At 60.0% G+C, this 25,259-nt stretch carries 24 protein-coding genes; 5 read left to right on the top strand and 19 right to left on the bottom strand.

The window, feature by feature from the left end:
• The first annotated feature begins 51 nt into the window (after positions 1 to 51).
• Positions 52 to 1,236: a GTP-binding protein gene (locus tag ACR9ZQ_RS38210; RefSeq protein WP_481430448.1), complete on the top strand. Its 1,185-nt coding sequence runs from the start codon at positions 52 to 54 to the stop codon at positions 1,234 to 1,236.
• Positions 1,237 to 1,305: 69 nt separating this feature from the next.
• On the opposite strand, the gene ACR9ZQ_RS38205 is transcribed toward ACR9ZQ_RS38210, so the two are convergent.
• From ACR9ZQ_RS38205 to ACR9ZQ_RS38185, 5 genes are all read right to left on the bottom strand, one after another.
• Complete coding sequence (locus ACR9ZQ_RS38205; RefSeq protein ID WP_481430447.1) at positions 1,306 to 2,487, bottom strand: M20 aminoacylase family protein; 1,182 nt, start codon at positions 2,485 to 2,487, stop codon at positions 1,306 to 1,308.
• Between the two features lie 87 nt (positions 2,488 to 2,574).
• Positions 2,575 to 3,354 carry an amino acid ABC transporter ATP-binding protein gene (locus tag ACR9ZQ_RS38200; RefSeq protein ID WP_481430446.1) on the bottom strand — a complete coding sequence of 260 codons (780 nt, stop codon included), beginning with the start codon at positions 3,352 to 3,354 and terminating at the stop codon, positions 2,575 to 2,577.
• Positions 3,351 to 4,292, bottom strand: coding sequence for an amino acid ABC transporter permease (locus ACR9ZQ_RS38195; protein WP_481430445.1), 942 nt, complete (start codon positions 4,290 to 4,292; stop codon positions 3,351 to 3,353). The genes ACR9ZQ_RS38200 and ACR9ZQ_RS38195 overlap by 4 nt, the downstream gene beginning before the upstream one ends.
• Positions 4,289 to 5,179 carry an ABC transporter substrate-binding protein gene (locus ACR9ZQ_RS38190; protein ID WP_481430444.1) on the bottom strand — a complete coding sequence of 297 codons (891 nt, stop codon included), beginning with the start codon at positions 5,177 to 5,179 and terminating at the stop codon, positions 4,289 to 4,291. Before ACR9ZQ_RS38190 ends, ACR9ZQ_RS38195 begins: the two co-directional genes overlap by 4 nt.
• A gap of 47 nt (positions 5,180 to 5,226) precedes the next feature.
• Positions 5,227 to 6,198, bottom strand: coding sequence for a substrate-binding domain-containing protein (locus ACR9ZQ_RS38185; RefSeq protein ID WP_481430443.1), 972 nt, complete (start codon positions 6,196 to 6,198; stop codon positions 5,227 to 5,229).
• Positions 6,199 to 6,298: 100 nt separating this feature from the next.
• Here ACR9ZQ_RS38185 and ACR9ZQ_RS38180 point away from each other — a divergent pair, with 100 nt between their 5' ends.
• Positions 6,299 to 7,627, top strand: a complete 1,329-nt coding sequence (locus ACR9ZQ_RS38180) for an aminotransferase-like domain-containing protein (protein WP_481430442.1) — start codon at positions 6,299 to 6,301, stop codon at positions 7,625 to 7,627.
• Positions 7,628 to 7,645: 18 nt separating this feature from the next.
• Here ACR9ZQ_RS38180 and ACR9ZQ_RS38175 read toward each other — a convergent pair whose 3' ends face one another.
• The 6 genes from ACR9ZQ_RS38175 to ACR9ZQ_RS38150 form a co-directional block, all read right to left on the bottom strand.
• A complete protein-coding gene (locus ACR9ZQ_RS38175) occupies positions 7,646 to 9,331 on the bottom strand; it encodes a GMC oxidoreductase (RefSeq protein ID WP_481430441.1) in 1,686 nt (561 codons plus the stop codon).
• Positions 9,332 to 9,404: 73 nt separating this feature from the next.
• On the bottom strand, positions 9,405 to 10,487 hold the full coding sequence (locus ACR9ZQ_RS38170) for an ABC transporter ATP-binding protein (RefSeq protein ID WP_481430440.1): 1,083 nt from the start codon (positions 10,485 to 10,487) through the stop codon (positions 9,405 to 9,407).
• A gap of 6 nt (positions 10,488 to 10,493) precedes the next feature.
• Positions 10,494 to 11,372, bottom strand: a complete 879-nt coding sequence (locus ACR9ZQ_RS38165; RefSeq protein ID WP_310382205.1) for a carbohydrate ABC transporter permease — start codon at positions 11,370 to 11,372, stop codon at positions 10,494 to 10,496.
• Positions 11,369 to 12,259: a carbohydrate ABC transporter permease gene (locus ACR9ZQ_RS38160; RefSeq protein WP_442207585.1), complete on the bottom strand. Its 891-nt coding sequence runs from the start codon at positions 12,257 to 12,259 to the stop codon at positions 11,369 to 11,371. The genes ACR9ZQ_RS38165 and ACR9ZQ_RS38160 overlap by 4 nt, the downstream gene beginning before the upstream one ends.
• Before the next feature lie 74 nt (positions 12,260 to 12,333).
• On the bottom strand, positions 12,334 to 13,563 hold the full coding sequence (locus ACR9ZQ_RS38155; protein WP_481430439.1) for an ABC transporter substrate-binding protein: 1,230 nt from the start codon (positions 13,561 to 13,563) through the stop codon (positions 12,334 to 12,336).
• A gap of 55 nt (positions 13,564 to 13,618) precedes the next feature.
• Complete coding sequence (locus tag ACR9ZQ_RS38150; protein WP_481430438.1) at positions 13,619 to 14,572, bottom strand: sugar phosphate isomerase/epimerase family protein; 954 nt, start codon at positions 14,570 to 14,572, stop codon at positions 13,619 to 13,621.
• Positions 14,573 to 14,805: 233 nt separating this feature from the next.
• On the opposite strand from ACR9ZQ_RS38150, the gene ACR9ZQ_RS38145 reads away from it, so the two are divergent.
• Entirely contained in the window at positions 14,806 to 15,885 is a 1,080-nt protein-coding gene (locus tag ACR9ZQ_RS38145) for a LacI family DNA-binding transcriptional regulator (protein ID WP_481430437.1), read from the top strand.
• A gap of 194 nt (positions 15,886 to 16,079) precedes the next feature.
• On the opposite strand, the gene ACR9ZQ_RS38140 is transcribed toward ACR9ZQ_RS38145, so the two are convergent.
• The 7 genes from ACR9ZQ_RS38140 to ACR9ZQ_RS38110 all read right to left on the bottom strand — a co-directional run bounded on the left by ACR9ZQ_RS38140 (position 16,080) and on the right by ACR9ZQ_RS38110 (position 21,782).
• Positions 16,080 to 16,283, bottom strand: coding sequence for a hypothetical protein (locus ACR9ZQ_RS38140; RefSeq protein WP_481430436.1), 204 nt, complete (start codon positions 16,281 to 16,283; stop codon positions 16,080 to 16,082).
• Positions 16,284 to 16,406: 123 nt separating this feature from the next.
• Positions 16,407 to 17,144 carry a TfuA-like protein gene (locus tag ACR9ZQ_RS38135; protein ID WP_481430435.1) on the bottom strand — a complete coding sequence of 246 codons (738 nt, stop codon included), beginning with the start codon at positions 17,142 to 17,144 and terminating at the stop codon, positions 16,407 to 16,409.
• The gene (locus ACR9ZQ_RS38130; protein ID WP_481430993.1) at positions 17,141 to 18,298 is read right to left on the bottom strand and encodes a YcaO-like family protein; all 1,158 of its coding nucleotides are present in this window, start codon (positions 18,296 to 18,298) and stop codon (positions 17,141 to 17,143) included. Before ACR9ZQ_RS38130 ends, ACR9ZQ_RS38135 begins: the two co-directional genes overlap by 4 nt.
• A gap of 48 nt (positions 18,299 to 18,346) precedes the next feature.
• Positions 18,347 to 18,565: a hypothetical protein gene (locus ACR9ZQ_RS38125; protein WP_310382211.1), complete on the bottom strand. Its 219-nt coding sequence runs from the start codon at positions 18,563 to 18,565 to the stop codon at positions 18,347 to 18,349.
• An 11-nt stretch (positions 18,566 to 18,576) separates the two neighbouring features.
• Positions 18,577 to 20,415, bottom strand: coding sequence for an AfsR/SARP family transcriptional regulator (locus ACR9ZQ_RS38120; RefSeq protein WP_481430434.1), 1,839 nt, complete (start codon positions 20,413 to 20,415; stop codon positions 18,577 to 18,579).
• An 8-nt stretch (positions 20,416 to 20,423) separates the two neighbouring features.
• Positions 20,424 to 20,855, bottom strand: coding sequence for a helix-turn-helix domain-containing protein (locus ACR9ZQ_RS38115; protein ID WP_310382213.1), 432 nt, complete (start codon positions 20,853 to 20,855; stop codon positions 20,424 to 20,426).
• Positions 20,856 to 21,167: 312 nt separating this feature from the next.
• Positions 21,168 to 21,782, bottom strand: coding sequence for an NIPSNAP family protein (locus tag ACR9ZQ_RS38110; RefSeq protein ID WP_481430433.1), 615 nt, complete (start codon positions 21,780 to 21,782; stop codon positions 21,168 to 21,170).
• 127 nt (positions 21,783 to 21,909) lie between these two features.
• Between ACR9ZQ_RS38110 and ACR9ZQ_RS38105 the strand changes: the two genes are divergently transcribed.
• Positions 21,910 to 23,259: a dihydroorotase gene (locus ACR9ZQ_RS38105; protein WP_481430432.1), complete on the top strand. Its 1,350-nt coding sequence runs from the start codon at positions 21,910 to 21,912 to the stop codon at positions 23,257 to 23,259.
• 40 nt (positions 23,260 to 23,299) lie between these two features.
• Here ACR9ZQ_RS38105 and ACR9ZQ_RS38100 read toward each other — a convergent pair whose 3' ends face one another.
• Positions 23,300 to 23,983 (bottom strand): GntR family transcriptional regulator, encoded by a 684-nt coding sequence (locus ACR9ZQ_RS38100; protein ID WP_310382217.1) that lies wholly within the window; start codon positions 23,981 to 23,983, stop codon positions 23,300 to 23,302.
• Between the two features lie 231 nt (positions 23,984 to 24,214).
• Between ACR9ZQ_RS38100 and ACR9ZQ_RS38095 the strand changes: the two genes are divergently transcribed.
• Positions 24,215 to 25,258, top strand: a complete 1,044-nt coding sequence (locus ACR9ZQ_RS38095; protein ID WP_481430431.1) for a nitrilase-related carbon-nitrogen hydrolase — start codon at positions 24,215 to 24,217, stop codon at positions 25,256 to 25,258.
• The last annotated feature ends 1 nt before the right edge of the window (position 25,259 follow it).

Raw genomic sequence — 25,259 nt, 5'->3', positions numbered from 1 at the left:
CATACGACGCAAATACCGACGGCTCCGAGTGCTCACATTCAGGGCATGCCGATGAACAGCATCGAGCGGCTCCCGGTAACCGTGCTCGCCGGTTTTCTCGGCGCTGGTAAGACGACGCTTCTCAGTCACGTCCTGAACAATCGTGAAGGCCTGCGGGTTGCCGTCATCGTCAACGACATGAGTGAAGTGAACATAGACGCAAGCCTCATTCGAGACGGTAGCTGCAACCTGTCGCATACGACGGAGACATTGGTCGAGCTCAGCAATGGCTGCATATGCTGCACCCTGCGCAACGATCTGCTCACGGAAGTGCGGCGACTGGCCGAAGAAGGGCGATACGACTATCTGTTGATCGAAGGCACCGGCATTGCCGAGCCGCGCCCCATCGCGGCAACCTTTTCCTTCTGCGATGAAAACGGCGTTTCGCTTTCCGATTTTGCCAGACTAGACACGATGGTCACGGTGGTCGACGCTGCAAACCTGTTAGTCGACTACAGTAGCGCCGATCTGCTTGCCGACCGCGGCTTGCAACGGGACGGTGAGGACCGGCGCACCCTAATCGACCTGCTGGTCGACCAGATCGAGTTTGCCGATGTCGTTGTGATCAACAAGATCTCGGATGCGACCAAAGAGGTCCGCGCGGAGGTCCGCAAGATTGTTGCGTCTCTCAACCCGGATGCGCGTCAGGTAGAGACGGATCTCGGCAGAGTTTCTCTGGCAACCGTTCTCAATACCGGCCTCTTCGATGAAGAAAAAGCCGCCGCACATCCCTTGTGGCACAAGGAATTGTACAGCCCGGGCGAGCATGTTCCGGAAACGGAGGAATACGGGGTATCGAGCTTTGTCTACCGCACGAGGCGCCCCTTCGACCCCAAGCGGTTTCGGGCATTCCTGGACGAGCCCTGGCCTGGAGTGCTTCGCGCCAAGGGCCATTTCTGGCTTGCCACGCGCCCGCGTCACGTAGGCCTTATGTCGGCTGCAGGGGTGCAGCGGCGTTGCGAACCCATGGGGCTCTGGTGGGCGGCCGTTCCGCGACAAGACTGGCCGAGCCATCAGCAGTTTCATCAGCACCTGCAGAGCCGATGGGACAGCGCCTGGGGCGACCGCCGGCAGGAACTGGTGTTCATCGGCGTTGGCATGGACGAGACAGGTGTGCGGACCGCGTTGGACGACTGCCTCGCCAGTGCGGACCCGCGCGAATGGTCAACTCTCGAAGATCCGTTCCCGGCCTGGTAGCGCGCCAGGTTGCAACGTTTGCGCCACGAACGCATGGACGCGAGAGTTCACGGCCTGTGCCGAGATGCCTCAGTCGTCGAGATAGCGTTCGCTCAAGCGTGCCCACATCGCGGCACCCACCGTCAGGGATTTGTCGGCAAAGTCGTATTTGGCGCTGTGCAGGATCGCGGATTCCACACCGTTGCCGAGCCGCAGGAAGCTTCCGGGCTTGTGCTCGAGGAAATGCGAGAAGTCCTCACTACCGGGAATGAGGTTGCAGAGAGCGACCTTGTCAGCACCGACGAGTTCTTCTGCGACCATGCGGGCGAATTCCGTTTCCGCTTCCGAATTGACGACCACGGGGTGACCGCGAGTGTATTCGATTTCGGCGGCTGCGCCGTAACCGTCGGCGATCGTTTCGGCGAGCCTGCGGATCCTGACCTCCAGCGTCTCGCGCACCTTCGGGTCGAAGGAGCGAATGCTGAGCAGCAGTTTTGCACTTTCGGGGATGACGTTTGCGGCCTCGCCGGCGTGGATCGCCCCGACCGTGACGACCGCGGTTTGTGTCGGATCGATGCTGCGGGAAACGACCGATTGCAGGCTGACGACGAGGTTGCAGGCAACGACCACCGGATCGACGGTCAGATGCGGACGCGAGGCGTGCCCGCCCTTGCCCCTGATGATGATCTCGGCGCTGTCGGCAGCCGCCATCAGCGGGCCCGACCGCATCAACCAGGTGCCTTCGGGTGCGCCGGGATGATTGTGCAGACCAAAGATAACATCGAAGGGAAAGCGTTCGAACAGCCCGTCAGCGATCATTGCGGGCGCACCACTCAGCGCACCTGCCTCCTCGGCCGGCTGGAAAATGAGATTGACTGTCCCGTTGAAGCGGCGCGTGCGCGCCAGATATTCGGCCGCACCGAGAAGTATCGTCGTGTGGCCGTCATGTCCGCAGGCATGCATCTTGCCGGCAACCGTGCTGGCATAGGGACGGCCGGTCTCCTCGGTGATCGGCAGAGCGTCCATGTCGGCGCGGATGGCGATGCTCTTCTTTCCGGCGCCGACCGTCATGCGCGCAACCACGCCATGGCCGCCGACGTTGCGGGTGACGTCATACCCCCAGGATTCGAGCTTTTCGGCAACAAAACGCGCGGTCTCGGCCTCTTCGAAGGAGAGCTCAGGATGGGCGTGCAGATGCCGGCGGACGGCCGTCAGCTCCGCTTCCATGGGTTCGAAATCGGAGAGGCGGGCAAAATCATTGTCGAGGGACATGGCAATTCCAGTTTCATGGGCGCGGTATCGCCGGCCGGCTCACGGTAAAGCCAGCCCGCAGGGCAAGAGCATCGAGGAGCCGCCGCGCTAGATAAAGCGCGACAGGAAACTTCTGGTGCGGGGGTGCTGCGGGTTGCCGATCACGTCTTCCGGCTTGCCTTGTTCCACGACCTTGCCGTCATCCATGAAAACGACGCGGTCGGCCGCTTCCCGCGCGAAACCGATCTCGTGGGTGACGACGATCATCGTCAGACCCTGGTTTGCAAGATCCCGCATGGTGGCGAGAACCTCGCCGACCAGTTCGGGGTCGAGTGCCGAGGTCGGCTCGTCGAAGAGCATCAGCTTCGGCTTGATGGCGAGCGCGCGGGCAATCGCCACGCGCTGCTGCTGGCCGCCGGAAAGCTGGCGCGGGTAGCTGTCGGCCTTGGCTGAAAGCCCGACCCGTTCCAGGAGCCTCAGCGCATTTTCGGTCGCGGCCTTGCGGCTTTCACCGTGTATGCCGACCGGCGCCTCGATGATGTTCTGCAGCGCCGTCATATGCGGGTAGAGATTGAACTGCTGGAACACCATGCCGATCTTGCGCCGCTGCAGGGCGATCGCATGGTTCGACAGCTGCAGCAGCCGGTCCTTGTGCAGGCGGTAGCCGATCTGTTCACCGTCCACCTCGATCGAACCCTGGTTGATGGATTCGAGGTGGTTGATACAGCGCAGGAATGTCGATTTGCCGGAGCCGGAGGGGCCAAGGACAACGACGACCTCACCGGGCGCGACGTCGAGATCGATACCCTTCAGCACTTCCAGATCCGCGAAGGACTTGTGGACATTGCGTGCCTTGACGAGAGGCTCGATAGTGGAGATCTCGTTCATACGCCTGCCTCCGTTGCCTGTGCCATGACAGCCGCTTCCTTTACAGGCTTGGCGGCGCCCGTGCGGCGATCGCCGCGGCTGTAGTAGCGCTCGATATAGGCCTGGCCGACATTCAGGACCGACGTGATGAGCAGGTACCAGAGGACGGCAACGAGCAGCATCGGCACGATCTCGAAGGTGCGGTTGTAGATCGACTGCACCGAATAGAGCAGATCAGCCATGGCGATGACGCTGACGAGCGAGGTCGCCTTGATCATGCTGATCAGCTGGTTGCCGGTCGGCGGAACGATCGAGCGCATGGCCTGTGGAATGATGATGCGGCGAAGGGCGCGGATGCGCGTCATGCCGAAGGCTTCCGCCGTCTCGAACTGACCCTTGTCCACCGAAAGCAACCCGCCGCGGATGATTTCGGCCATATAGGCGGACTCATTGAGTGCGAGACCGGCAATCGCAGCCGTCATCGGGCTGATCACCGAATTCGTATCCCAGCTCATGAAGGTCGGGCCGAACGGAATGCCGATCGACAGTGTCGGAAAGAGCGTCGAAAGATTGTACCAGAAGATCAGCTGCACCAGGAGCGGTGTTCCGCGGAAGAACCAGATGAACAGCGAGGCAAGCGAACTTGCCAGGCGATCGCTGGACATTCTCGCGACGGCCAGCACGAGGCCGAGCGCGATGCCGATGATCATCGCGACGACCGTCAGGCCAAGCGAGACGTAAAGGCCGCTGATGACGGTGGGGTCGAAGAAATAATGTGCGACGACCGGCCAGCCGAAATTCTCATTAAGCGCGACCGACCAAGCCCAGTAGGCGGCGATCGCAAACGTGATGGCCCAGGCCGCAACGCGGCCTTTGGGGAAGGGCTTGTGGGCATGGGCCACATCCCGGCTTCTCGCATCGCCGGGGGGCGATGCGAGTGTTTGTAGTTGTGTGCTCATTTCGGAAGCGTCCCACCGAGGTTGATGCCGGGCTCCTTGATCATGTTGTTCTCAAGGCCCCACTTCTTCATGATCGCGGCATAGGTGCCATTGTCCATCAGCACCTTCACTGCATCGCGCAGGACTGGGCCAAGCGGCGAGCCCTTCGCGACAACCGCGCCCTGATAGAGATTCTCGAAGCCGTTCTTCTGTCCGACACCGGTCAGTTCCAACTGGCCGTTGGCCTGCGACACGAAATAGGTGAGCGGCGCCTGGGAGGAGAAGAAGGCATCAGACCGCTTGGAGCGGACGGCAAGGATAGAGCTCGGCTGGTCGGTGAAGGACTGTACCTCGATCGCGCCCTTGCCATCGGTCTTGCACTTTTCGGCCTGCACCTGGATGACCTTTTCGGCCGAACCGCCGGCCATGACGGCGATGCGGTTGCCGCAGGCGGTATCGAGCGAGGTGATGCTCTTCGGATTGCCCTTCTGCACCGAGAAGACCACAAATTCCTGCACCCAATCGACGAAGTCGTTGGACTCTTCGCGGCTCTTGAAATCGCCGACGGGACCGAAGGCAAACTGATAGCGGCCCGAGTTGACGCCAGCCAGCAGCGCCGGCAGACCACCGACGGTCTCATGCTCGATCTTGACGCCGAGAACCTGGCCGAGCGCGTCGGTCAGATCGGCGCTGGCGCCTGTCATCTCGGTGCCCGTGACGATTTCATAGGGAGGAAACGAGCCATTGTTGACGGAGATCATCTTGCCAGACGTGCGGATCGCTTCGGGCAACTGCGCATGAAGCGCGTCGTTGACGGAAAGCTTGGGCAGGGCCGCATCTTCAGCGAAGGCCGTTCCCGAGATCACTACGCTCGTCAGAGCAAGGCATGCAATTTTCCTGATCGACATTGTTCATTTCCCCTGTTTGGTTCGAATTTATGCGTTTCGTGTTGCGTTCACCCGATGCGGCTACCGTCCACATCGAAGGAGAAGAGGTCTTCCGGCGTCATCAGCTGCGGCAGGATGCCCTGGACGTGAAGCTCGCTGGCGAAGTCGGCGATCATCTTGCGGTTGACCGCAAAGCCGCTGGCCTCCCAGCCGACCGGAAGCTCGGCTGCCGACTTCAACAGTTCGTCCATCATGAAGGGCGAGGTGTCGGCGTATTTGCGGCGTTTGCTCAGCCACATCCGCTGCGATTCATCGATCAGCTTGCTGAGCTCCTCGATCACCCACGGGTTCTGCGCGACGATGTCCGCTTTGATGCCGATCAGATGCATGCCGGGAACATAGCCCACATCATCGAAATATCGACGTTCGGCACCTCTGAAATCGGAAACGACTTGCCGGAACGGCGATCCTCCGCCGAAGTAGCCGTCAGGCATGAAAGGCGTGAAGATCGCATCAAGGAAGCTTTCCTTGAGCAGGTCGACCATGGGGCGCTCGCCAGGAGCCGCTTCGATGCGGCCGGGCCGGCCGAACCCGTCCAGGCGATCGACGACCGGATGCGCTTCCGTCAGGCGGCCCGCATACCACATGGCATCCTCGACGCCGACGCCCTCGCGGCGCAGTGCTGCTCTGGTCCAGGTGTTTCCGGAGTCGCGCCATCCGGTGACGCCGATACGCTTTCCGGCCAGTTGGCCGAGTTCGGTGATGGGGCCGTCCTTGCGGGTGATGATGCAGCGGTGACGGAAGCCGCGCATGATGAAGTTCGGAATGCCGACGACGCTCTCGTCGCCATCAATGCGCAGCTGCGTATAGCGGCTGAAGGACATTTCCGCGACATCGTAGTGGTCGCTTTTTCCGAGATGCGAGAGCAATGTGCCGACGCGGTCGACCTTGATGTCAAGCTTGGGAGAGGAGACATCGCCGAGAACCAGGGGCGTCATGTAGTCCCAGTCACGGAGGGCAAGTCGGAGGCTAAGGGGCATCGGCATTCACTCGCAAAGACCTTGTTTTCGGAACAATTAAATGTTCAAAATTATCTGATCAAATGTTATTACGTTATTGAACATTAAAAGTGGCGATAAAATGAGCGATATTGTCGACGCGGCATGGTTTGCCCAAAAATTGACCGATCGGACAATTCGAGGAATTGCGATTGAAACCAGTGCCTTGATCCGCGCCGGGGCGCTCCCCGTCGGAACGAAGCTGCCACCGATCCGCGATCTCGCCTTTGCGCTCGGGATCAGTCCGGCGACGATCTCCGAGGCCTGGAGCGAGCTGAGACGCCAGAAAATCATTACCGGCAGGGGACGGAACGGCACCTGGGTGAGCGGCGATCGTTTCGTGGCGAAACCCGAACGGCTCGGCAGTTCCGGCCGTTATGGAGCCGACGTCCTCGACCTGACATCGGCGGTGCCGGATGTCCGGCTTTTGCCAAAGCTTACCGAAGCCATGGCCTATGGAGCGTCGGCCGAAAATCTCAACAGCTACGAGCGAAGCCGCATTCTTCCGGAACTCGAAGAGGCTGTCCGAAAGACCTGGCCATACGAACCGGAGGCATTGCTGGCGACGAACGGAGGCTATAATGCGGTCTACACGCTTATCCAGGCGCTCGTCATGCCCGGTGCGTCCGTTGCAATCGAAGATCCGACCGCCATGCGGCTTCTTGATATTCTGGAGGACCGCGGCGTGCAGATCATTCCGGTCCAGTGCGATCGGGAAGGGCCGCTGCCTTCGTCTCTCGGGGCCGCAATGAAGCTGCGGCCGGTCGCCTTCATTTTCCAGCCGCGGCTTCACTCGGTGACCGGCCAGCACGTCAGCAGCGAGCGGTTGCAACGACTTGGAGACATTCTCGACGGCACGGACACCTTGATCGTCGAAGATGACGGCATTGCCGACATTTCCACGGCTCCGCGTCATTCGCTCGGTGGCCGGTTTGCCGACCGGACCATTCACATTCTCTCCTATTCGAAGACGCATGGTCCGGATCTCAGGCTTGCTGTGCTCTCAAGCTCGCGGGCGATCGTCGAACAGATCCAGTCCTACCGTAGCTTCAGCGCCGGCTGGACAAGCCGCATCCTTCAGGCGGCCACCGCCTGGCTTCTGCGGGATCCCGTGACGCAAACCTCGCTGCAACACTCTCGCGATATCTATTTCCAGCGTCGGGCCGATCTGGTCGACGCCCTGGGGGGACGTGGGATCGAAGTGCAACATGGCAGCGGCCTGTGTGCCTGGGTGCCGGTCGCATCCGAACCTTTCGCGATGGTCACGCTGGCGGCGCGAGGTATTGCGGTTCATCCCGGTGCTAAATTTTCCATCCTTCCAAGCGCACATCTTCGCGTGGCGACGGCCATATTGTCTGATCGGCTAAACGACGTGGCCGACTCGATCGCGCTGGCCGCCAGCCCGGCCTAGTCTTCGGTGTCGCTCCAGTCATCCCAACACCTCACGGCGTTTGGAGACGCCGGCAGATCCGCGGTACTGCGCCGCGAGCTTCCGGCAGGCGCGAAGAGTCAGGGCCATGACGGTCAAGGTCGTACCCGCCGTTCCGCCACCGGCAAAGGCGCTCGCGTCGGTCACAAGAAGATTGGGCACGTCCCAGCTCTGGTTCCATTCGTTGAGGACGGAGTTTTCCGGCGAAGTGCCCATGCGCGCGCCGCCGCTTTCATGGATTGCCGCACCCATGCACATGGTCTTTCGGAACCACTTGCGGAACAGGAAACGGCTTAAAGGGTCGGCATCCGGGAAAGCGCCACGGCCCATTTCTCTCAGGCCAAGCGGGGATCCGATGAAGTCTAGCTCGCCGCCGGCACTCTTCACCATGTCGATCAGGGTCATTTCCTGCTTGCGGATCAGTTCCTGCTCGGGCTCATGCATCACGCAGCGGATATGCGGTACCGGAATGCCCCAGGCATCCTTGTGGCTGGCATCGAGAGTAATGCGATTGTCGGCGTGCGGCAGCATCAGGCCGAAGCCGAAGAAGGCAAGGCTCGATGGCTCGTTATCGCCGACCGGCGCGCGGCCGACGCTGCCCTGATAGGCGAAGTCGCCGCGCGGCGCCTTTCCTTCCACATTGTCGAAGCGCGGGACGAAGATCCCGCCCGACGGATTGTAGAACGGATCCTGCGGCGCCGAATCGTCATGCGACCAGCCACGGGCAGGCGCAAAGGTTCCAAAGGCCAGACAGGGCAGCTGGTCCATGAAATAGCGACCGAGCGTGCCCGAACTATTGCCAAGCCCGTTCGGGTGCCTTGCCGATGCCGAATTCAGGAGCAGGCGAACGCTTTCGATCGGCGAGGCGCAGAGGACGACGTTTTCGGCCTTGACCGCATGGACGCTGCTGGAATTGCGATCAACGTATTCTGCGCCCGTCGCCCGACCTGTCTTCGCATCCGTGGTAATGCGGCGCACGATCGCATCGTGGCGGATGGTCAACTTGCCGCTGGCGAGCGCCTCGCGCAGCGGGCGCGGCACGCGCTCGGCGTCCGGCGCGATATAACGCCAGGATACGACATGCCGTTCGGGCGCCTGGCTTTCGACAGTCTTCTTGAAAAGCTCTTCGGCCGGTGTCAGCTTGGCGGGGCGGGAATAGACGCCGTCCGGCAAGGTCGAGACATGATCCTGATTGCCGTAGAGGCCAAGCTGGCTTTCGGCTTCGGCATAGAAGGGGGCTAGTTCGTCATAGGAGACGGGCCAGTCGACGCCGCGGCCGCTGCGGCTTTCAATCTTGAAATCGTCGTCGCTCCAGCGCAGCAGCACGCGCCCGAAACTGTGCAGTCGCCCACCCGACTGCCGGCCGCGGATCCACAGGAAGGGTTCGCCGCGCGGCGTGGTATAGGGGTTATTCCGGTCATTGACGAAGAAGCGGCTGAAGCGCTCGGTGAAGAAGGCGGCACGCGCCTGCACCGGCTGGCCCTTGATGGTCGCCCGTGCGCGCTCCCAGATATTGATGGCGCTTGCGGGCGGTTTCTTGCGGGTGGGATCGAAATCTTTCTTGCTGATCTCAGGGCCGGCTTCGAGAAGCAGGACGGATAGACCATTGGCCGTCAATTCCATGGCAGCAAAGGAGCCGGCCGCGCCGGAGCCGATCACCAGCGCATCATACACTTTCTCAGACATGTCGTTCAAAACCTGACTTCATCAATGGAATGGGACGGGCAGCGCGATCTCTCTGCTGCCGGGAGAGCACGGCTCAGAGGCGATTGCCGTCGCTCGCAAAAAGCGATGCCTTGGAGAGATCGAGACCGATGCCGATGACATCGCCCGGTTGGAGCGAGAGATCGCCCATCACCCGCAGCGACAGGGTCGTGTCTTTCCAGGTGAGCCAGACAACCGTATCGGAACCCATCGGCTCCAGGACTGAGACGGCTGCATGAAGCGCGGCGTCCCCGGCTTCCGGTCGGATACTCAGATGTTCCGGACGCACGCCAAGCGTTACCGGGCAGGCCTGCGGCGGCCTTGCGGCAAAAGCGTAACCAGACATGTCGAGGGTGAGGTCGCCCGCCTTGAATAGCACCTTATTGCCGTCCCGTTCGATGCTGCCTTGAATGAAATTCATCGAGGGCGCGCCGATGAAGCCGGCGACGAAGAGATTGGCAGGCCGGTGATAGATCTCCGCAGGTGTGCCCAATTGCTGGATTACGCCATCGCGCATGATGGCGATGCGATCGGCAAGTGTGAGCGCCTCTACCTGGTCGTGGGTGACGTAGATCATCGTGTTGCCGAGCTGCTGGTGCAGCTTCTTGATCTCGACGCGCAGCTCGTTGCGCAGTTTGGCATCGAGGTTCGACAGCGGCTCGTCGAACAGGAAGACGTCGACGTCGCGCACCAGCGCGCGGCCGATCGCAACGCGCTGGCGCTGGCCGCCGGAAAGCTCGGCCGGGCGGCGGTCGAGCAGCTTTTCAAGATGCAGGAGCGATGCCGCTCGCTCGACCCGGCTGTCGATTTCCGGCTTCGGCAGGCCCGCGACCCTGAGGCCGAAGGAGAGGTTCTTGCGAACCGACATGCGGGGATAGAGCGCATAGGACTGAAACACCATGCCGATGCCACGGTCCTTCGGTTCTTCCCAGGTAACGTTTTCCCCCGAAATCCAGATTTCCCCGTCGGTGATGTCGGAAAGACCGGCGATCGCGTTCAGCAAGGTCGACTTGCCACAGCCGGACGGGCCGAGCAGGACGAGGAATTCCTTCGGTGCGATATCGAGCGACATTTGCTCGATCACCGTATGGTCGCCGTAGCTGATCTTCAGGTCCTTGATGGAAACAGCAGAGTGCATTCAGCCTTACCCCTTGACGGCGCCGGCCGCGATCCCGCGGACGAACCAGCGTCCGGACAGGAAATAGATGGCGAGCGGAATGATGGCGGTGAGGATGGTGGCCGCCATGTTGACGTTGTAGTTGCGCTCGCCCATCGTCGTATTGACGATGTTGTTGAGCTGTACTGTCATCGGCAGATTGTCGCGTCCGGCAAAGACGACGCCGAGCAGGAAGTCGTTCCAGATGCCCGTGAACTGGAACATCGAGGCGACCACGATCATCGGAAGCGCCATCGGCAGCATGATCTCGATGAAAATCCGCCAGAAGCCGGCGCCATCGACGCGCGCTGCCTTGAAGAGTTCTTCTGGAATGGTGACGAAGTAGTTGCGGAAAAGCAGCGTCACCAGCGGCAGGCCAAACAGCACATGCACGAGAATGATGCCGCCGAGGCTGTTGTAGAAGCCCATCACCGCCATGGCGCGCACCAGCGGATAGAGAAAGATCTGGTAGGGCACCAGAGCGCCGGCCATCAGCAGGCCGAACATCAGGCGTCCTGCCTTCGGGCGCCAGAAGGAAAGTGCATAACCGTTGATTGCGCCGATCAGGACGGAGATGACAACGGCCGGTACGGTGATCTTCACCGAATTCAGGAAACCCATGCGCACGCCGGTGCATTCGCTCCCGGCACAGGCGCCGGCCCAGGCCGTCTTCCAGGCGGTAAAATCCAGGTGCAGCGGCAGGGCAAAAATCTGCCCCAGCCGGATCTCGTCCATGGTCTTCAGCGATGTGACGATCATCACGTAAAGCGGCACGGCGAAGAACAGCGCGGCGGAGATGAGGAAGGCGTATAGGCCGATGCGCGCGACGGTGATCTGCGTCGGCCTGGGGCCGCGGGGATGGATCATAGCGTACCTGCCTGGCGCCGGGCGCGGATATGTTGGGCATAGCGGAAGGGTGCGACGATGATCAGCACGGTTAAAAGCAGGACGGTCGCCGCTGCTGTCGCAAGGCCGAGATTCTGACGCTGGAACAGATTGTCCATGATGAACTTCGCCGGCACCTCTGTTGCCGATCCCGGTCCGCCATTGGTGAGCGCCACAACGATATCGTAGGTCTTGATCACGCCCATGGAGAGCAGCGTGCCGGCCGCCGCAAAGGCCGGCGTCAGTTGCGGCAGGATGATCGAAACATAGGTGCGCCAGACGGGAATGCCGTCGATACGGGCAGCGCGCCACTGCTCGCCATCGATGCCGCGCATGCCGGCCAGCACAAGGATCATGACGAGGCCCGCGCCCTGCCAGAGGGCCGCGATCACCACCGCATAGATCGCAAGATCCCGGTTGATGATCCAGTCGAAGGAAAAACCCTGCCAGCCAAGCGCACGCACGCTCGCCTGAACGCCGAGCGTCGGGTTCATCATCCATTGCCAGATCAGGCCGGTGACGACGAAGGACATAGCATAAGGATAAAGGAAGATCGTCCGGAAGGCGTTTTCAAAGCGGACCTTGCGGTCGAGAGCGGCGGCAAGCAGGAAGCCGACAAACAGGCAGCCAAGGACGTAAAGCACGCCGAAGATGATGAGGTTCTGGAAGGAGACCAGCCATTTGGCGGTCTGAAACAGCTTGGAATATTGCTCGAATCCGACGAAGTTCCACGACGGGAACAGCCGCGAATTGGTGAAGGACAGGGTCACCGACCAGACCATGGTGCCGAGGTAGACGACGACCACCGCAGCCCAGGTCGGGATGAGAGCGATGAGCGCCGCCTTCGAGCGGTTATGCTTCCGTTTCATCAGAGCGTCTTTGCAAGGGGCTTCGAAAGTCGCCTGCACCAGTGGTGCGGTGCAGGCGACAGGCTTGTTTGATTTTACTCGAAGATCGCGGCGAACTGCGCAGCCGATGCATCGACATCGGCGGACGGATTGGCCCAGAATTCGCCGATGAAGTCTGTCAGAGCACCCACCTGCTCCGGCGTCGTGGTGATGGCGTGTTCGGGAACGATCTTGCCCTCGGCCATGAAGGCCATGCCCTTCTGGGTGCAGGCGTCGAACTTGGACTTGTCGACATCGATGCGTGCGGGGATCGAGCCCTTGTTCAGCGAGAATTCGACTTGAACTGCGGGGTCCATGACGACCTCGGCAAGCAGCTTCTGCGCTGCGTCCTGGTTGGCGTCGTTCGTCTTCAGATAAGCGAAAGCGTCGGAGATATAGATCAGGCCTGGGGAAGCGGGAGAGATGGCGCAGCCGAAATCCTTGTCGGCGACTTTGCCGGCAGCCGTGAATTCGCCCTTGGCCCAATCACCCATGAACTGCACGCCGGCCTTGCCAGTGATAACCATGGCGGTGGCGTCGTTCCAGTTGCGGCCGGCAGAGCCTTCATCGACATAGGCCCGCATTTTGCCGAAGATTTCGAGAGCTTTCTTGACGCCGTCGGAGGTCAGGGCTGCCTGATCCTTTTCGGCATAGATCTTCATGAAGCCGTCCATGCCCACCTGGGACAGAAGCACCATGTTGAAGACCTTCACCTCCTGCCAGCCTTGGCCACCCCAGCCGATCGGTGTCAGGCCGGCAGTCTTCAGCTTGTCCATGTCGGCGAAGAAGGTGTTCCAGTCCTTGGGCTCTTCGGTGATCCCGGCCTTGCTGAAGGCGTCCTTGGAATAGAACATCCAGCTTTCACCGTGGATACCGGTCGGCGTCAGATAAACTTTGCCGTCATAGGTGATGTAATCATAGAGTGCCTTCGGAAGCGCATCCTTCCACTTGCCGGCAGCCGCCACTTCATCCATCGGGTTCATCAGGCCCTGCTCGATGAATTCGGCCGGATCCTTGCCGACGACGACCTGTTTTGCGGTCGGAGGATCACCGGCGACGAGGCGGTTCTGGAATGCGGCATTGGCATTTTCGAAGCCGGCAATCGTGGAGCTCTCCCACACACCGCCGCGCTTTTCGAATTCCTTCTTGATGGCCTCGACGGCGCGGCCCTCGCCGCCTGATGTCCAGGAGGTGAAGACCTCGGCCTTCAGCCTGTCGTCTGCATTCGCAAGGCCGGCAGCGCCAAGCAGCATGGTACCGGCGAGCAGGAGCGTCATTTTCTTCATTGTTCCACCTCTTGAATAGGCCCTCTTTGCGGGGCCGTTTGGTTGCAAGCTACGGTTAGCGATAGATCGGCAGCAGCGCCTGCCGCACGAGGGTCAGACCGTTGGCAATGTCGCCAACGGGATCAGCTGCGGCGTCGAGTTCGAGAATTGCCCAGCCATTGAACTGGCGATCCCGCAAGAGGCGGATCCAGGCCGGCCAGTCGACGCGGCCAAGGCCGAAGCCGCAGAAAAAGGGACGGTGGCGCTCGTGGATGTCGGTGCCGATCGGCGTGTCTGCCGGCATTTTGCCGACCGCATCCTTCCAGTGGGCGATGATCATGCGCTCGTGATGGCGATCGACGAGCTGGATCGGGTCGGAACCCTCGAGAATGATATGCGCCGTGTCCGGGCACATGTGCACGTAAGCCGGATCCGTCAGCAGCATCAGAAGATCGACGTCGCGGGCAGCGGCAAAGATCGAATGCGCTTCCGTATGCACGGCGAGCTTGACACCCTTCTTGTAAAGGATGGCTCCGAGCCGATTCAGGAAATCGGCGATGATCTTGGCCTGTTCGAAATCGCGGAAACGCACGGGCTCTTCGCCTGGCGTCTGACGCATCGGTGCGCCAATGACCATGATATCGCCGCCGCAGGCCTTGATGAAATCGGCATATTGTTCGGCCTTGGCGATGATGGCTGCCTGCGCGGCGGCCTCGGTAAAGTCGCCCGATGCCTCCAGCTCCGCGAAGAAGCCGGATGCGAGCTGGAGCCCGCGGGCAGAAAGCTCGGCGCCGAAGGTGTCCACAGACCCGTAGGTCTTGATCGCATCCTGCCAGTTGAACGGAGAGAAGGTCAGCTCGACACCGGTCACGCCCGAGGCCTGGATGCTATCGAGGATCTTGTCCCAGAACTGCCGCGGCTGAGACTTCGCATGTTCCACGATTGCGTCATAGCTGTCGACGCCCCAGAAGCCCGGGTGAAAGAAGGTGACCAGGTCCACACCAAAACGCAGATTGTCACTCTCAGCCATTATTCAGCCCCTTCATCCAGGCATAGCTCATCCGTCGCGAAGAGTGTCTCACGCGTCGAATTTTATCCATTGAATTCAATGTTTTGACAATTGGCAATCGATTGCCATGCCTGGATATTAGTCAAGCCGATAAAATATGCAACGCTTTTCTTCGAGTTTTTGGCAATCGTTTGCTATAACGGGATTCGTGAGCCGATCAGGATTTGGTTGCACTGGGCTAAGTGGATGGAATGATGAAGAAAACTGAAGATAGCCTATCCACAGAGGGATCATCCGCCCTGATGGCCGATGTCGCACGTCTGGCGGGCGTCGCAACTTCCACAGTCAGCCGCGCTTTGGCCAATCCGGGGCGGGTCAACGAAAAGACCAGAGCAAGGATTGCAGCCGCAGCAGAACAACTCGGCTATACGCCCAATGCCGCTGCCCGCAACCTGCGTGTCGGCAAGTCGAACGTCATTATGATCATCCTGCCGGGCTCGCTGCATTATGGCGCATCCCAGATCATTCCCCAGGTTCTGGAGGCGGTGAATCGCACGGTTATCCGCAACGGCTATAATCTGATGATCGCCAACCTCGATCGTGACGAAAGTTCCGAGCGGCATATCCTTGATCTTGCCTTCGGAGGGACGGTGAGGGGCGCGCTGATCCTGTCATCGCAGCTGCCGGTAGTCGCCAACAGATCGCTTGCCGAGGCGGGACTGCCGATCGTTTCGCTTCTGCTCGACATGAGCGATACTTCTGTTCCGAGCATCATCACCAATGACAGACAGGCTGTGAAAGAGGCTGGTCGGGAGCTCCTGGCGCTCGGGCACCGCCATTTCTTCTACATCGCCGGCCCGACGGGCAACTATCACGACATCGAACGCTATGCCGGTCTCGTCGAAGCCTTGCAGGAAGCGGGGCTTTCCGAACAGCATGTCACGCGCGCCGGTGGCCAATTCACCTTCCAGTTTGGCTTTGAAACGGGTCTGCAGGCTGCCGAAGACTTTGCAAAGCTCGATGAAAAGCCGACCGCTGTCGTGGCGACGAGCGACGACATGGCAATCTCCTTCATGAGCAAGGTTCAGAAGATGGGATGGCGCGTACCAGAGGACCTGTCGATCGTCTCGTTCGACGGATCTCCGGTGTGCGAATATTGTGCGCCCCCGCTCTCGACGATCAAGCAACCCATGGAGGCTCTCGGGGAGACCGCGACAGAATTCCTGATTGCCAGGATGGAAAAGTCGGATGAAAGGCGAGAACTGCGCGTCGTCATTCCGAGCCGGTTCATTCGCCGTGAAAGTATCGCGGTGAACTCGAAATTGACAACCTGACTTTATTCTCGCGATCGGCTCTCTCTGAATTGTTTGGGTGCAGCTTTCGGCTGACCGCATCGACAGGCGCGAAATCACCTGCCGAGTCTCAGTTCGTTTCTGCGAACATTGTTTCCGCGCCTACGAATCTTGGATGAGAGGACATTCAACGACCTTTAGTGAAACAACGACTGAGGCATTGGCCACAGGGCCGATCAGTGCAGCTCGATATTCATGTCCGCGAGCAACGGCTCCAAACCGGGAAGATCGGCATCCGTCGCCCTGCGCAGCTCCCGCGTAACCGCCGTCAATGCCAGATCGAGAGACTGAGCGCCCAGTTCGATCTTCAAATCTTCCGCCAACGCCTTTGCATAGCTGATCATCCGAGCCAAAGCCATGAGCTCGTCAAGATCATCCATGTCTGCCGCCGCTGCGTGCTGAAGTTTTCCCGACCCTATGACCGTCATATCAATTCTCCAGATTGCATAGATGACTATAGGGACAGTTCGGTACTAAAGTGTGTGAAAAACGCGTGAAACACTTTATGGGTGCAATGGGATCCGGGCTTTTGAGCGGGCTAGTTGTTCGGGCCAAAGCGTGGTTTTCCTGAATTCCCAATGGCGATTTATCGGCACTCGCTGATCATCCGCATCGCGAACAACTTCGAGGAGAGCCAGGGCATCGATCCGCTTCTGATCGATTGCGTGGGTCTTCACCATGTTCAGCCAATGCGGCTTTTGCGATGCCGGTATTGCCGTACATGTTCGAACGATGAGAGCCCAGCTTCTCTTCTTGAAGAAGAGATTTGCCGCGGCTTGTTCGAGAGCCAGGCGAAAGGCTTTATCAAAGAGCTGCTGCCTTTCCATCTCGTCCAAAGTGCTGCTCACATTGACCATCGGCACGGTCAGCGGTCTGCCGCCCAGTTCCATCGGTTCGTGCAGAAGCGCGACATCGGCGTCATCGACGATGGTTCCGCTGACATAGTCGTTGAAAATCCGGCCAACGCCGATCATTCCAAATGCTTGGCATTCGGCGGCGCGCAAGGCACCCATGCTGGCCGCGCCCAGAACCGTGACATTGAGGGAGAGAGCGAAGAGAATTTCCTTATGCCAAACCGGTGCGGTATTTTCAAAGCCGCCGTCGACCAAACCTATGACGTTTGCGCCATCTTCCACCGCCCTTAACACATCTCCCTGAACAGCGGGCGGCCTCAGAACGATATCCGTCGCGGCGTGGCTTGCTGCGTTAGGCAAGCTCGGGCCGATGAAGACGACCTTCACCAGCGCATCGCCCTTGCAAGGGCACGTTGGCCGAAACGATGGAGCCTGTTGCCCTCGGGGTTCTCAAGATCGGGTATGAATATCTTCACCACCGAAAATGGCAGGTTTGCAGGTGTCAGGGGAAGGGCAATCACCGAGCCGATTCCGCCGGCGCGAAGTCGCGTCAGCAGGTCATGCAGCAGGACGGATATGTTTCCAGCCGGTCTTGTGATGGTGGCCGCAGATACAGAAGCAGGGACGGCAAGAAAGGTGGCGCGGGTTTGTGCCGGAAGCGGCGTTGTGAACAATTCGGGCCAGACATCGTCGCGGGCGCCGCTGATATAAGTCAGTCTGGACTGAAGCGCTTCCGTTACGGCGCGGATTGCCGCCCGCACGGCCCAGGGATGTGCGCCGCTGCCGCTGGTGACCTCGACGAACCGGAGCGGCACTTTGCCGTCGATCGTTGATGGGGCGACGAGTGCGGTATAGCAGGGGATACCGATGTCGCTCGTGATCTCGAAGAGTTTCAAGATGAGCCCGGCGGCCTCGATCCTGTCGATCAGGCCCGAGAGCGCTGCGTCGGCAAAACTCCTGGGATCGACGCAGCATGCGCAGCGCTTGTCATCGCTGGCAATCTGCCAAAGCACATGGGCATCGCGTTCGATGCGCTCCAGAATGCCATGGAATATTGCTTCTTCCATGGTGTTGCCCGAGGCAAGACCATCCGACGACATCCAGAACCGGTTCTGCCGCGTTCGATCGAGGAGGGCGGCATCCTGCGGGACATGGATCGGCTGGTCGTGAAGCAACTCGCTTGCCAGGCTCCAGGCCAATTCCTCGTCTTCGCCCACGACCTGCTCGCCGCTTGCGATCAGGCAATCGAGCGGTTCGACGCAATCGCCCCGGCGTCGCAGGTCTCGTGCCGACGAAACCGTAGTTATGGTGACGGGTTCGCCCGCCACCGCGCGTTCCAGGGCCTCCATCGCCGCCGAGACTTTGGCGTCGATATCCTCAAGTCCCTTGCCTTGCGCGATGACAATGGAGCGGGAGTTCGGTGTATAGGCGCACCAGACCGGAAGACCGACACAATCGAGATCAGTCTGTCGTGACAGGCGCGTGATGCCCATTGCCTCTAAATAAGGAGCGACACGGGACAATGTGTCCCGCGGTGCAATTGTTCGGTCGGAATAAAGATCGGAATGACCGGTCAGCGTCGCGCGCCTTCAGCCATCCACGTGGCCGGAGAAGACCGTATCAGCCGAGGAGACGGCAATTGCGAAATCGACATTCTTGATGAATACGCCGCCGGCGTCGCGCTGCTTGACGGCTGCCGCCAGATCGCCGCTGGCAGGCACCTGGACCGGTGTTACGGTGCCCGCGTCGATATCCACGAGCCAGAGCCCCTTGTCGCCCGATACACCCAGTACAACAACTTTTGCCATAATATTCTCCTTCAGGTTTTTGAAAAACCGGCCTTGAAAAGACCGTCTCGGTAAAGCTCTTTTTGCCACTGCTCCTTGAAGGGCACCAAGGCGAGCCATTTCTCGACCTCGAAAGCAGGATTGAGGAGCTCGGCGCGTTGCCGATAAAACTGTGCCCGTTTTCGATCGCCGATCATCGCGCAACTGGCGGCCGCGATGCGATAGGCCGGTGCCTTGTCTTTCATCCGATCGACATAGGTGAGCGCCTCTTCGTACTGTTCAAGGAAGTAGCTCGCCCCAGCCGCGCACCAGAGATAGGCGTCGGGTGCGATCGGATTGAGCGAGATCGCTTTCTTGATTTTCTCCAGCGCATCTTGCGGCCGCGATGCATGGACCAGCGTGTCCGCATGGCTATAGATCACATCGGCATAATGCGGGCTGAGGCTTTCGGCGAGGTCGAGTGCTGCAACGCTGTCATCGACAGCACCCTGGTAAAGTTTCGTTACGCCAAGTTCCCGATGCCCGGCTGCCGATTCTGAATCCCTCTCTATCGCCCGAAGTGCCTGATTTTCCGCAAGCTGCAGCAGGGCGGGATCGCCTTGCGTGGTCAACAGCCACTCGCTGGTGAATGTCCGCGACAGGCCTGTGAAAGCAGGGGCATAGTCTCGAGAAAAATGCAGTGCGCGCTTGAAGGATTTCCGTGCACGCCGGATATCCGGTAAGCTCAGCTTGGTAAGCAGACCGGCACCGAGGAGATAGGAATGGTAGGCCTGCGGATCCGCTTCGTTGCGAAGGCGAATGCTTTCGTTCCGCTTCAATTGTCCTGAGACGGCGTCGGCAAGTTTCTGGGCGATCAAGCGCCTCTGTGTCGGCAGCGTTTCGACCGCCATGTCAAATCGGGCTGCCCACAAGATCTCGTCGGTTGGAAAATAGATGAGTTGTGCATAAAGCCCCTCTCCGGAAAGCCGTGTGTCCAGGAGGTAGGAAATCGAATGCCGTTGAACGATGGTAGCCTTGTCGGAGTCGCGGCGGATCTGCTCGGCTGTATGGGGTGCGACGACGGATATGTTGCGCAGGGCGCAGAGCTCGATCGTGACGTCCTCGATAAGGGCGTCGGCAATTGCCGACTCCCGTGTCAGGGCCGCCGCACCGGGGGGCAGCAGTACGAGCCGCGGCACAGATGTCGCCGTTATGATTTGCGGCATGCCGGCGTCTTGCTGCTCGGCGATGAGACTGCGTGCCATTGCCACGGCTCTCGCCTGCGGGCGGCGTTGCGGATGATCCTCTGCCGTGCCACGAAGGATCGATCGGATTTGCTCGTCACCGGGAAAGACTTCAAGAAGTTGAAGTCCCGAGCGGCGCAGAAGGCGACGTTCCTCGTCATCACGAATATGATCTGCAGCCCTGACGAAAATATCCCTTAAGGTGAGCAGGTGCAGCTGCCGTTCGCGCTCAATCCATCCATCGATTGCCTTGGTCGATGCGCTGAGACCGGCAATGAAGCCACGTTGCACGAGATCGCTGACGGCCGCCAATTGCGCCACCGGCTGCTCTTCCTTGCGCAAGATGTCGAGATCAACCGACAGGACGTTCTTGTTCAGGCTGACGAAAGGTGGCCCGAAATTCAGTATCTGTTCGTCGGGTCCTGTCGCTGTGTCGCGAATGCGTGAAATCAACTTCCGCAAATTGAGATCGGCAAGATGATCTCCGGTCTCGTTCCACAAGAATCGCGCGAGCTCTTGTCGGCTGCGCTGGTAATCCGGCGAGCAATACAGATAGGCGAGCATCACCAGAGCCTTGACCGGATAGCGGATCGGCGCTCCCAGGCCGTCTGTCAGTCGCAATTCGCCAAAGGTCTGGAGATGGATCACGAAAGCCCTCAGGCGCCGGTTTCTGGACGAATGACATCGATATCAGGGTGCGTGTTCCTGGCCAGGCTCTTGGCAAGGGCGACGAGCTTCTGGCGGATAGCCGGGCTCTCGATCGCCATGAAGGCGCGATTGAGGGCTTGGGCGTCCTTCGACGCCAAAAACGCATTCAGATCATCCCTGCCGTTGCTGACAAGGTTATAGGTGGTCGGCTCGGTGTCATTTTCGAAGAAGAACTGAACGGGTACGCCCAATGTCTCGGCGATCGTTTGCAGCCGGCTCGCGCCAATGCGGTTTATGCCTTTTTCATACTTCTGGATCTGCTGGAAGGTGACGCCGATCCGTTCGGCAAGTCCGGCCTGTGATAGCCTGAGCAGCTTGCGGCGCGCCCGCACTCTGCTGCCGACATAGGCATCGATCGATGTGGGCGACTTGGCCTTCATGGCTGGAACCTCCGGTCACGGATGATCATTGCGAGGTTTGCGTCAAAATGCAACCGAAAGTAATATAATAATTTTCGTGATCAGCGCTGCGACGCTAGTAACATTTTGCTGAAATTTAGATTTTCTGTATCGCAATCATTCGATCGCGGCCGACGACGCCTGTGTAGGGTTTCCCATTCTTATCGAGGGGAGCAAGTCCGGACAAGAACAGAAGCCCGCCCGCTTCCACGGACGGAAGGAAGCGGGCAATCGGAGCAGGTGGAGGGGGAAGTTCGATGCCGAGTTCGCGGAGACGACCTGCGATGCCCATGCCTATTTCAGATCCGAGAAAGAGGTTGCGACAAACAGTTCCGACTGCAGGTTGGTCAGTCTGCCGGAGCCGCCTGGCGGCGGCCAGATGCCTTCCTTACTCGCCTGCGCTCTCGCCGCCATGCGGGCTTCGATCGTCTGGTACGGCCAGATATGTACCATCTTTTGCGGTCCTTCCTCGATGGATGCCATGTTGGTTAGGAGCGGCGACATTTCATAGCGGCGATCGATGATCTTGGCCCAGGCAGCTTCCGTCTCGGCTAGGCCGTTGGGGGCGAGCGTGTAGGTGCGGAACTCATAAAAAGGACCGTAGGTCCCTGGCGAAATCGGCTTTGCAAAGGACAGCGGCTTGAAGGCCGTGCTCGTCACACCCGCGAGATGCGCGCCGATCTTATAGGGATCTTCTGCCGTCATCAGTCTGGCGCGCTCTTCCGCAATCGCCTCTACCCCCTCATAGGCCGTCAAGAAGGCGAAGCGATTCAGTGTGCCGAACTCGCAGGCAAAGGCCCCGAGCGGCCTGCCGGTCGCAGAAAAGCTCGCGTAGGTCTCCGGCAATACGGGCATGACGACGCCGAGTGTATTCGGCTGCAGCGATAGGATCGTCAGGTCATAGATCATTTTCAGTCTCGCTCTTCCTGAAATTTTGAAGGGGTCTTTTAAAGGTGTTTCCGAGTTGGTACACCAAAGGAATGCCAATTGCACGCCAAAAAATAAAACGCGGCGGAAGAGCAGAGGAGTCGGCGAAATGACGGAACTGGTTCTAAAAGGTCGGGTGGTAGCGGCGTCGGGTCTCATCGAGAACGGCTGGGTTGCCGTTGCCGACGGGATGATCGCGGCGGTCGGGACCGGCAGGGCGCCAGCGGCGCCTGAAACGCAGGATTTTGGCGCGGCCTGGCTTTTGCCGGGAGCGGTCGACGGTCAGACCCATGCGGGAAGCCAGATCGGCTTTCCCGGCATGGCGCCGACGACGAAGGCTGCCGTGATCGGCGGCGTCACCACGATCGTCGATATGCCATACGACCATCCAACCCCGGTCACGACAGCGTCAGTGCTCCAGGAAAAGGTCAGCGCCATCCACCAGCATGCCGTCTGCGACGTCGCCCTGTATGGCACGGTCCCGCCGATACCTGACCTTTCCGATATCAGAGGGCTTGTCGATCTCGGGGTCTGCGCCTTCAAGATTTCGTCCTTCGAGGCGCACCCGGATCGCTTTCCCCGCATCGACAATGCCGCGACGCTAACCTTGCTGCATGCGCTGGAGGGCACGAGCCTTCCGCTCGGCCTGCATAATGAGGATCAGGAAATCGTGGCGCATGCGACGAAAACCCTGAAGGAGGCGGGTAAGATCAGTGCCGAATTTCACAGCCAGAGCCGTCCGCCGGTGGCCGAGCTTGCTGCCACAGGCACCTTTCTCGAACTCGCTGCCTCGACGAGCGCCCACGCCCATATCGTTCACATCTCCGTACCTGAGGGGTTCGAGATGGTGCGCGCCTATCGCGACAGAGGTGTTCAAGCGACCGCCGAAATGTGCGTGCACTATCTCCTCTTCGACGCCGATATCGACATGCCGCGCCTGAAAGGGCTGCTCAAGGTCAACCCGCCGATCCGCCCATGGCAGATCGAGGCGCTCTGGTGCGTGTTGGAGGAGGGGCTCTGCAGCTTCGTCTCTTCCGATCACAGCGCCTGGCCGCTGGAGCGAAAGACCAATGATTCGATCTTCGACGTGGCAGCGGGCATGCCGGGACTGGAAGTGATGTTGCCGGCCTTCTTTACTGCGGCGGCAAAGCGCAAGGGCGATGTCGAAGCTGCGCTGCTGACCGCCAGCTATCTTGCCGATCGCCCGGCGCGGTTCTTCGGGCTTTCAAAAAAGGGGCGCATCGCTCCGGGTTTTGATGCCGACATCGCCGTGCTCGCGCCAGAGAATTATGTCTACGACGCCAACGCAAATCCGGACGGTCCTGGCTGGAGCGCCTATCAGGGCATGATATTCTTGGTCAGACCTTCGGCGACCTTCGTTCGCGGGCGCAAGGTCTTCGACGGCGCCGCCGTAACCGAAACGCCGGGCTACGGCCGCTATATACCGCGTCGAGGATGACACGATACCAGGCACCACATATTCTGGGGCGATTGTCAGGCTAGCGGGCGCTGCCTGCCAACCGGTCGATGATGGCAAGTTTGACGCTTTCGATGTGGTGGGCCATCGCCTTGCGGGCCATTTCCTGATCGCCACTCGAAATGGCATCGAGAAGTGCCGCATTTTCCTCTACGCCGAACTTGTACTTCGACGGATTACGATAGGCGTTGAAGACATGGGTGCGCCGGCGCAGGTCGCGGATCATGCCGGCCAAAAGCGCGTTGCCCGCCGCGTCGGCGATTTCGCCGTGCAACATGTCGTCGATTTCCCAGATCTCGCTGAGTGACGGGGCCGGTTTGTTGCCGAGCTCCTGTAGTGCTGCGCGGATCTCCTCGATGCGTGCCTGGGGGATGCGGCCTGCGGCAAGTCGAGCAGCCTCCGATTCCAGGAGCTGGCGCACATGCAGCAGCTCGACGAAAGCTTCCGTCGAAAACGGGCTGACGGTGACGCCACGGCCCGGCTGCTTGTAGACAAGGCCTTCCGCTTCAAGTCGGCCAAGAGCTTCCCGGATCGGCGTGCGCGAGGCGTTCAATCGATCGGCCATGCGCCGTTCGACGATGACATCGCCCGGCCGCAGCTCACCGCGGATCAGAATGTCGATCAGCTGCTCGTAGACCTGCCCGGTCAGGTTCGCGCGTTCTGACGAAAGCGCTTCGGCAAACTGGTCATGGTCAGATTCGGTCATGCTCACCCCCGATCAAAATCTTCTATCCACTAACCCAGCTTGTGCTCCACTGGAAGACGATAGGAATAATCTTGGTATTCCAAACCCCTGTTTTCTGCGAAGGATCCCACCAACCTGCGTCTTTTCGCGAAAATCCGTTGTGAAACAGGGCTTGGCAAACGGTAAAAGCCGCGCTAAAAGCTTGGTATACCAATGGCGTGCAGTGTGTCTGCCAACAAATGGAGATCGATAGTGGCTGTCAAACCCTGGCGCGCAACCAGTATCCAAATGCGAAGTGAACGGGCAACACAGGCATCCGACGACGAGGCGGCGCGTGCCGTCATTAGGCGCAATCTCGACCGGTTGATCGGCCTGATCGAGACGGCTTGCGCGTCGAACGAGAAGCCGGATCTCGTCGTGTTTCCGGAGTTTGCCCTGCAGGGGCCACCGCTTTCCATGACCGTGACCCCCTGGATCCAGAGAGCCTGCTCGACGATCCCCGGTCCTTTGACCGCCCCGCTGCAGGCGCTTGCCAGGCGCGAAGAAATTTATATCGCCGGCAACATGTTCGAAGCGCCGCCCGAGTGGCCCGGCCGTTACTTCAATTCGTCCTTTCTGATCGGACGCGACGGCGAGATCGTCGTCAATTACCGCCGCGTCAATACGGCGGCCTTTCCCTCGGTTCATGATTTCATGTCCGACTATCTACGTGCGACACCCCAGGACCAGGTGTTCCCGATTGCCGATACCGAACTGGGGCGGCTGGCGCTGATCCCCTGCGGCGAAATTAATGTTCCTGAGGTGGCCCGCTGTTACATGATGCAGGGCGCTGAAGTGATCCTGCATCCGACCAACTCCAAGTTCACGACGGGCCAAGAGGCGGCCAAGGTTGCGCGCGCGGCAGAGAACATGTGTTATCTGATCAGCGCCAATGTCGCAGGACCGATCGGCTTTTCTCCCGACAACTCCATCCTCGGCGGCCGCTCGCATATTCTTGATCATTTCGGCGACACCCTCGCCTTTGAGGAAAGTGCTGCGGAAGGTGTCGGCGTTTCCGGCATCATCGACATCGAGAGGCTCCGCCTCGATCGCCGCACCGATACCGGAACTCACAATCCGCTGCTGCGCGCCCGTTTCGAGATGTACCGGCCCTACTACCAGCAGGCGACCTTCTATCCGCCTGACCACTTTCGCGATGTGCCCATGATGAATGCTGCGGAGACGAAAGCGGCCGTCGACATCTCGCGGGCCAACCTGGAACGCGTGCGCGTTCTCGAACCTCTTTCCAGCCGATGAC

It is taken from the genome of Rhizobium sp. KNZ14-9A, assembly GCF_056755015.1.
Note: the sequence above shows the minus strand (reverse complement) of the source record. Positions and strands in the feature narration are given on the sequence as shown.

Coding starts and splice junctions, on each gene's coding strand:
- ACR9ZQ_RS38210 (WP_481430448.1), top strand. CDS start 52: ATGAACAGCATCGAGCGGCTCCCGGTAACCGTGCTCGCCGGTTTTCTC.
- ACR9ZQ_RS38205 (WP_481430447.1), bottom strand. CDS start 2,487: ATGTCCCTCGACAATGATTTTGCCCGCCTCTCCGATTTCGAACCCATG.
- ACR9ZQ_RS38200 (WP_481430446.1), bottom strand. CDS start 3,354: ATGAACGAGATCTCCACTATCGAGCCTCTCGTCAAGGCACGCAATGTC.
- ACR9ZQ_RS38195 (WP_481430445.1), bottom strand. CDS start 4,292: ATGAGCACACAACTACAAACACTCGCATCGCCCCCCGGCGATGCGAGA.
- ACR9ZQ_RS38190 (WP_481430444.1), bottom strand. CDS start 5,179: ATGTCGATCAGGAAAATTGCATGCCTTGCTCTGACGAGCGTAGTGATC.
- ACR9ZQ_RS38185 (WP_481430443.1), bottom strand. CDS start 6,198: ATGCCCCTTAGCCTCCGACTTGCCCTCCGTGACTGGGACTACATGACG.
- ACR9ZQ_RS38180 (WP_481430442.1), top strand. CDS start 6,299: ATGAGCGATATTGTCGACGCGGCATGGTTTGCCCAAAAATTGACCGAT.
- ACR9ZQ_RS38175 (WP_481430441.1), bottom strand. CDS start 9,331: ATGTCTGAGAAAGTGTATGATGCGCTGGTGATCGGCTCCGGCGCGGCC.
- ACR9ZQ_RS38170 (WP_481430440.1), bottom strand. CDS start 10,487: ATGCACTCTGCTGTTTCCATCAAGGACCTGAAGATCAGCTACGGCGAC.
- ACR9ZQ_RS38165 (WP_310382205.1), bottom strand. CDS start 11,372: ATGATCCATCCCCGCGGCCCCAGGCCGACGCAGATCACCGTCGCGCGC.
- ACR9ZQ_RS38160 (WP_442207585.1), bottom strand. CDS start 12,259: ATGAAACGGAAGCATAACCGCTCGAAGGCGGCGCTCATCGCTCTCATC.
- ACR9ZQ_RS38155 (WP_481430439.1), bottom strand. CDS start 13,563: ATGAAGAAAATGACGCTCCTGCTCGCCGGTACCATGCTGCTTGGCGCT.
- ACR9ZQ_RS38150 (WP_481430438.1), bottom strand. CDS start 14,572: ATGGCTGAGAGTGACAATCTGCGTTTTGGTGTGGACCTGGTCACCTTC.
- ACR9ZQ_RS38145 (WP_481430437.1), top strand. CDS start 14,806: ATGAAGAAAACTGAAGATAGCCTATCCACAGAGGGATCATCCGCCCTG.
- ACR9ZQ_RS38140 (WP_481430436.1), bottom strand. CDS start 16,283: ATGGATGATCTTGACGAGCTCATGGCTTTGGCTCGGATGATCAGCTAT.
- ACR9ZQ_RS38125 (WP_310382211.1), bottom strand. CDS start 18,565: ATGGCAAAAGTTGTTGTACTGGGTGTATCGGGCGACAAGGGGCTCTGG.
- ACR9ZQ_RS38115 (WP_310382213.1), bottom strand. CDS start 20,855: ATGAAGGCCAAGTCGCCCACATCGATCGATGCCTATGTCGGCAGCAGA.
- ACR9ZQ_RS38110 (WP_481430433.1), bottom strand. CDS start 21,782: ATGATCTATGACCTGACGATCCTATCGCTGCAGCCGAATACACTCGGC.
- ACR9ZQ_RS38105 (WP_481430432.1), top strand. CDS start 21,910: ATGACGGAACTGGTTCTAAAAGGTCGGGTGGTAGCGGCGTCGGGTCTC.
- ACR9ZQ_RS38100 (WP_310382217.1), bottom strand. CDS start 23,983: ATGACCGAATCTGACCATGACCAGTTTGCCGAAGCGCTTTCGTCAGAA.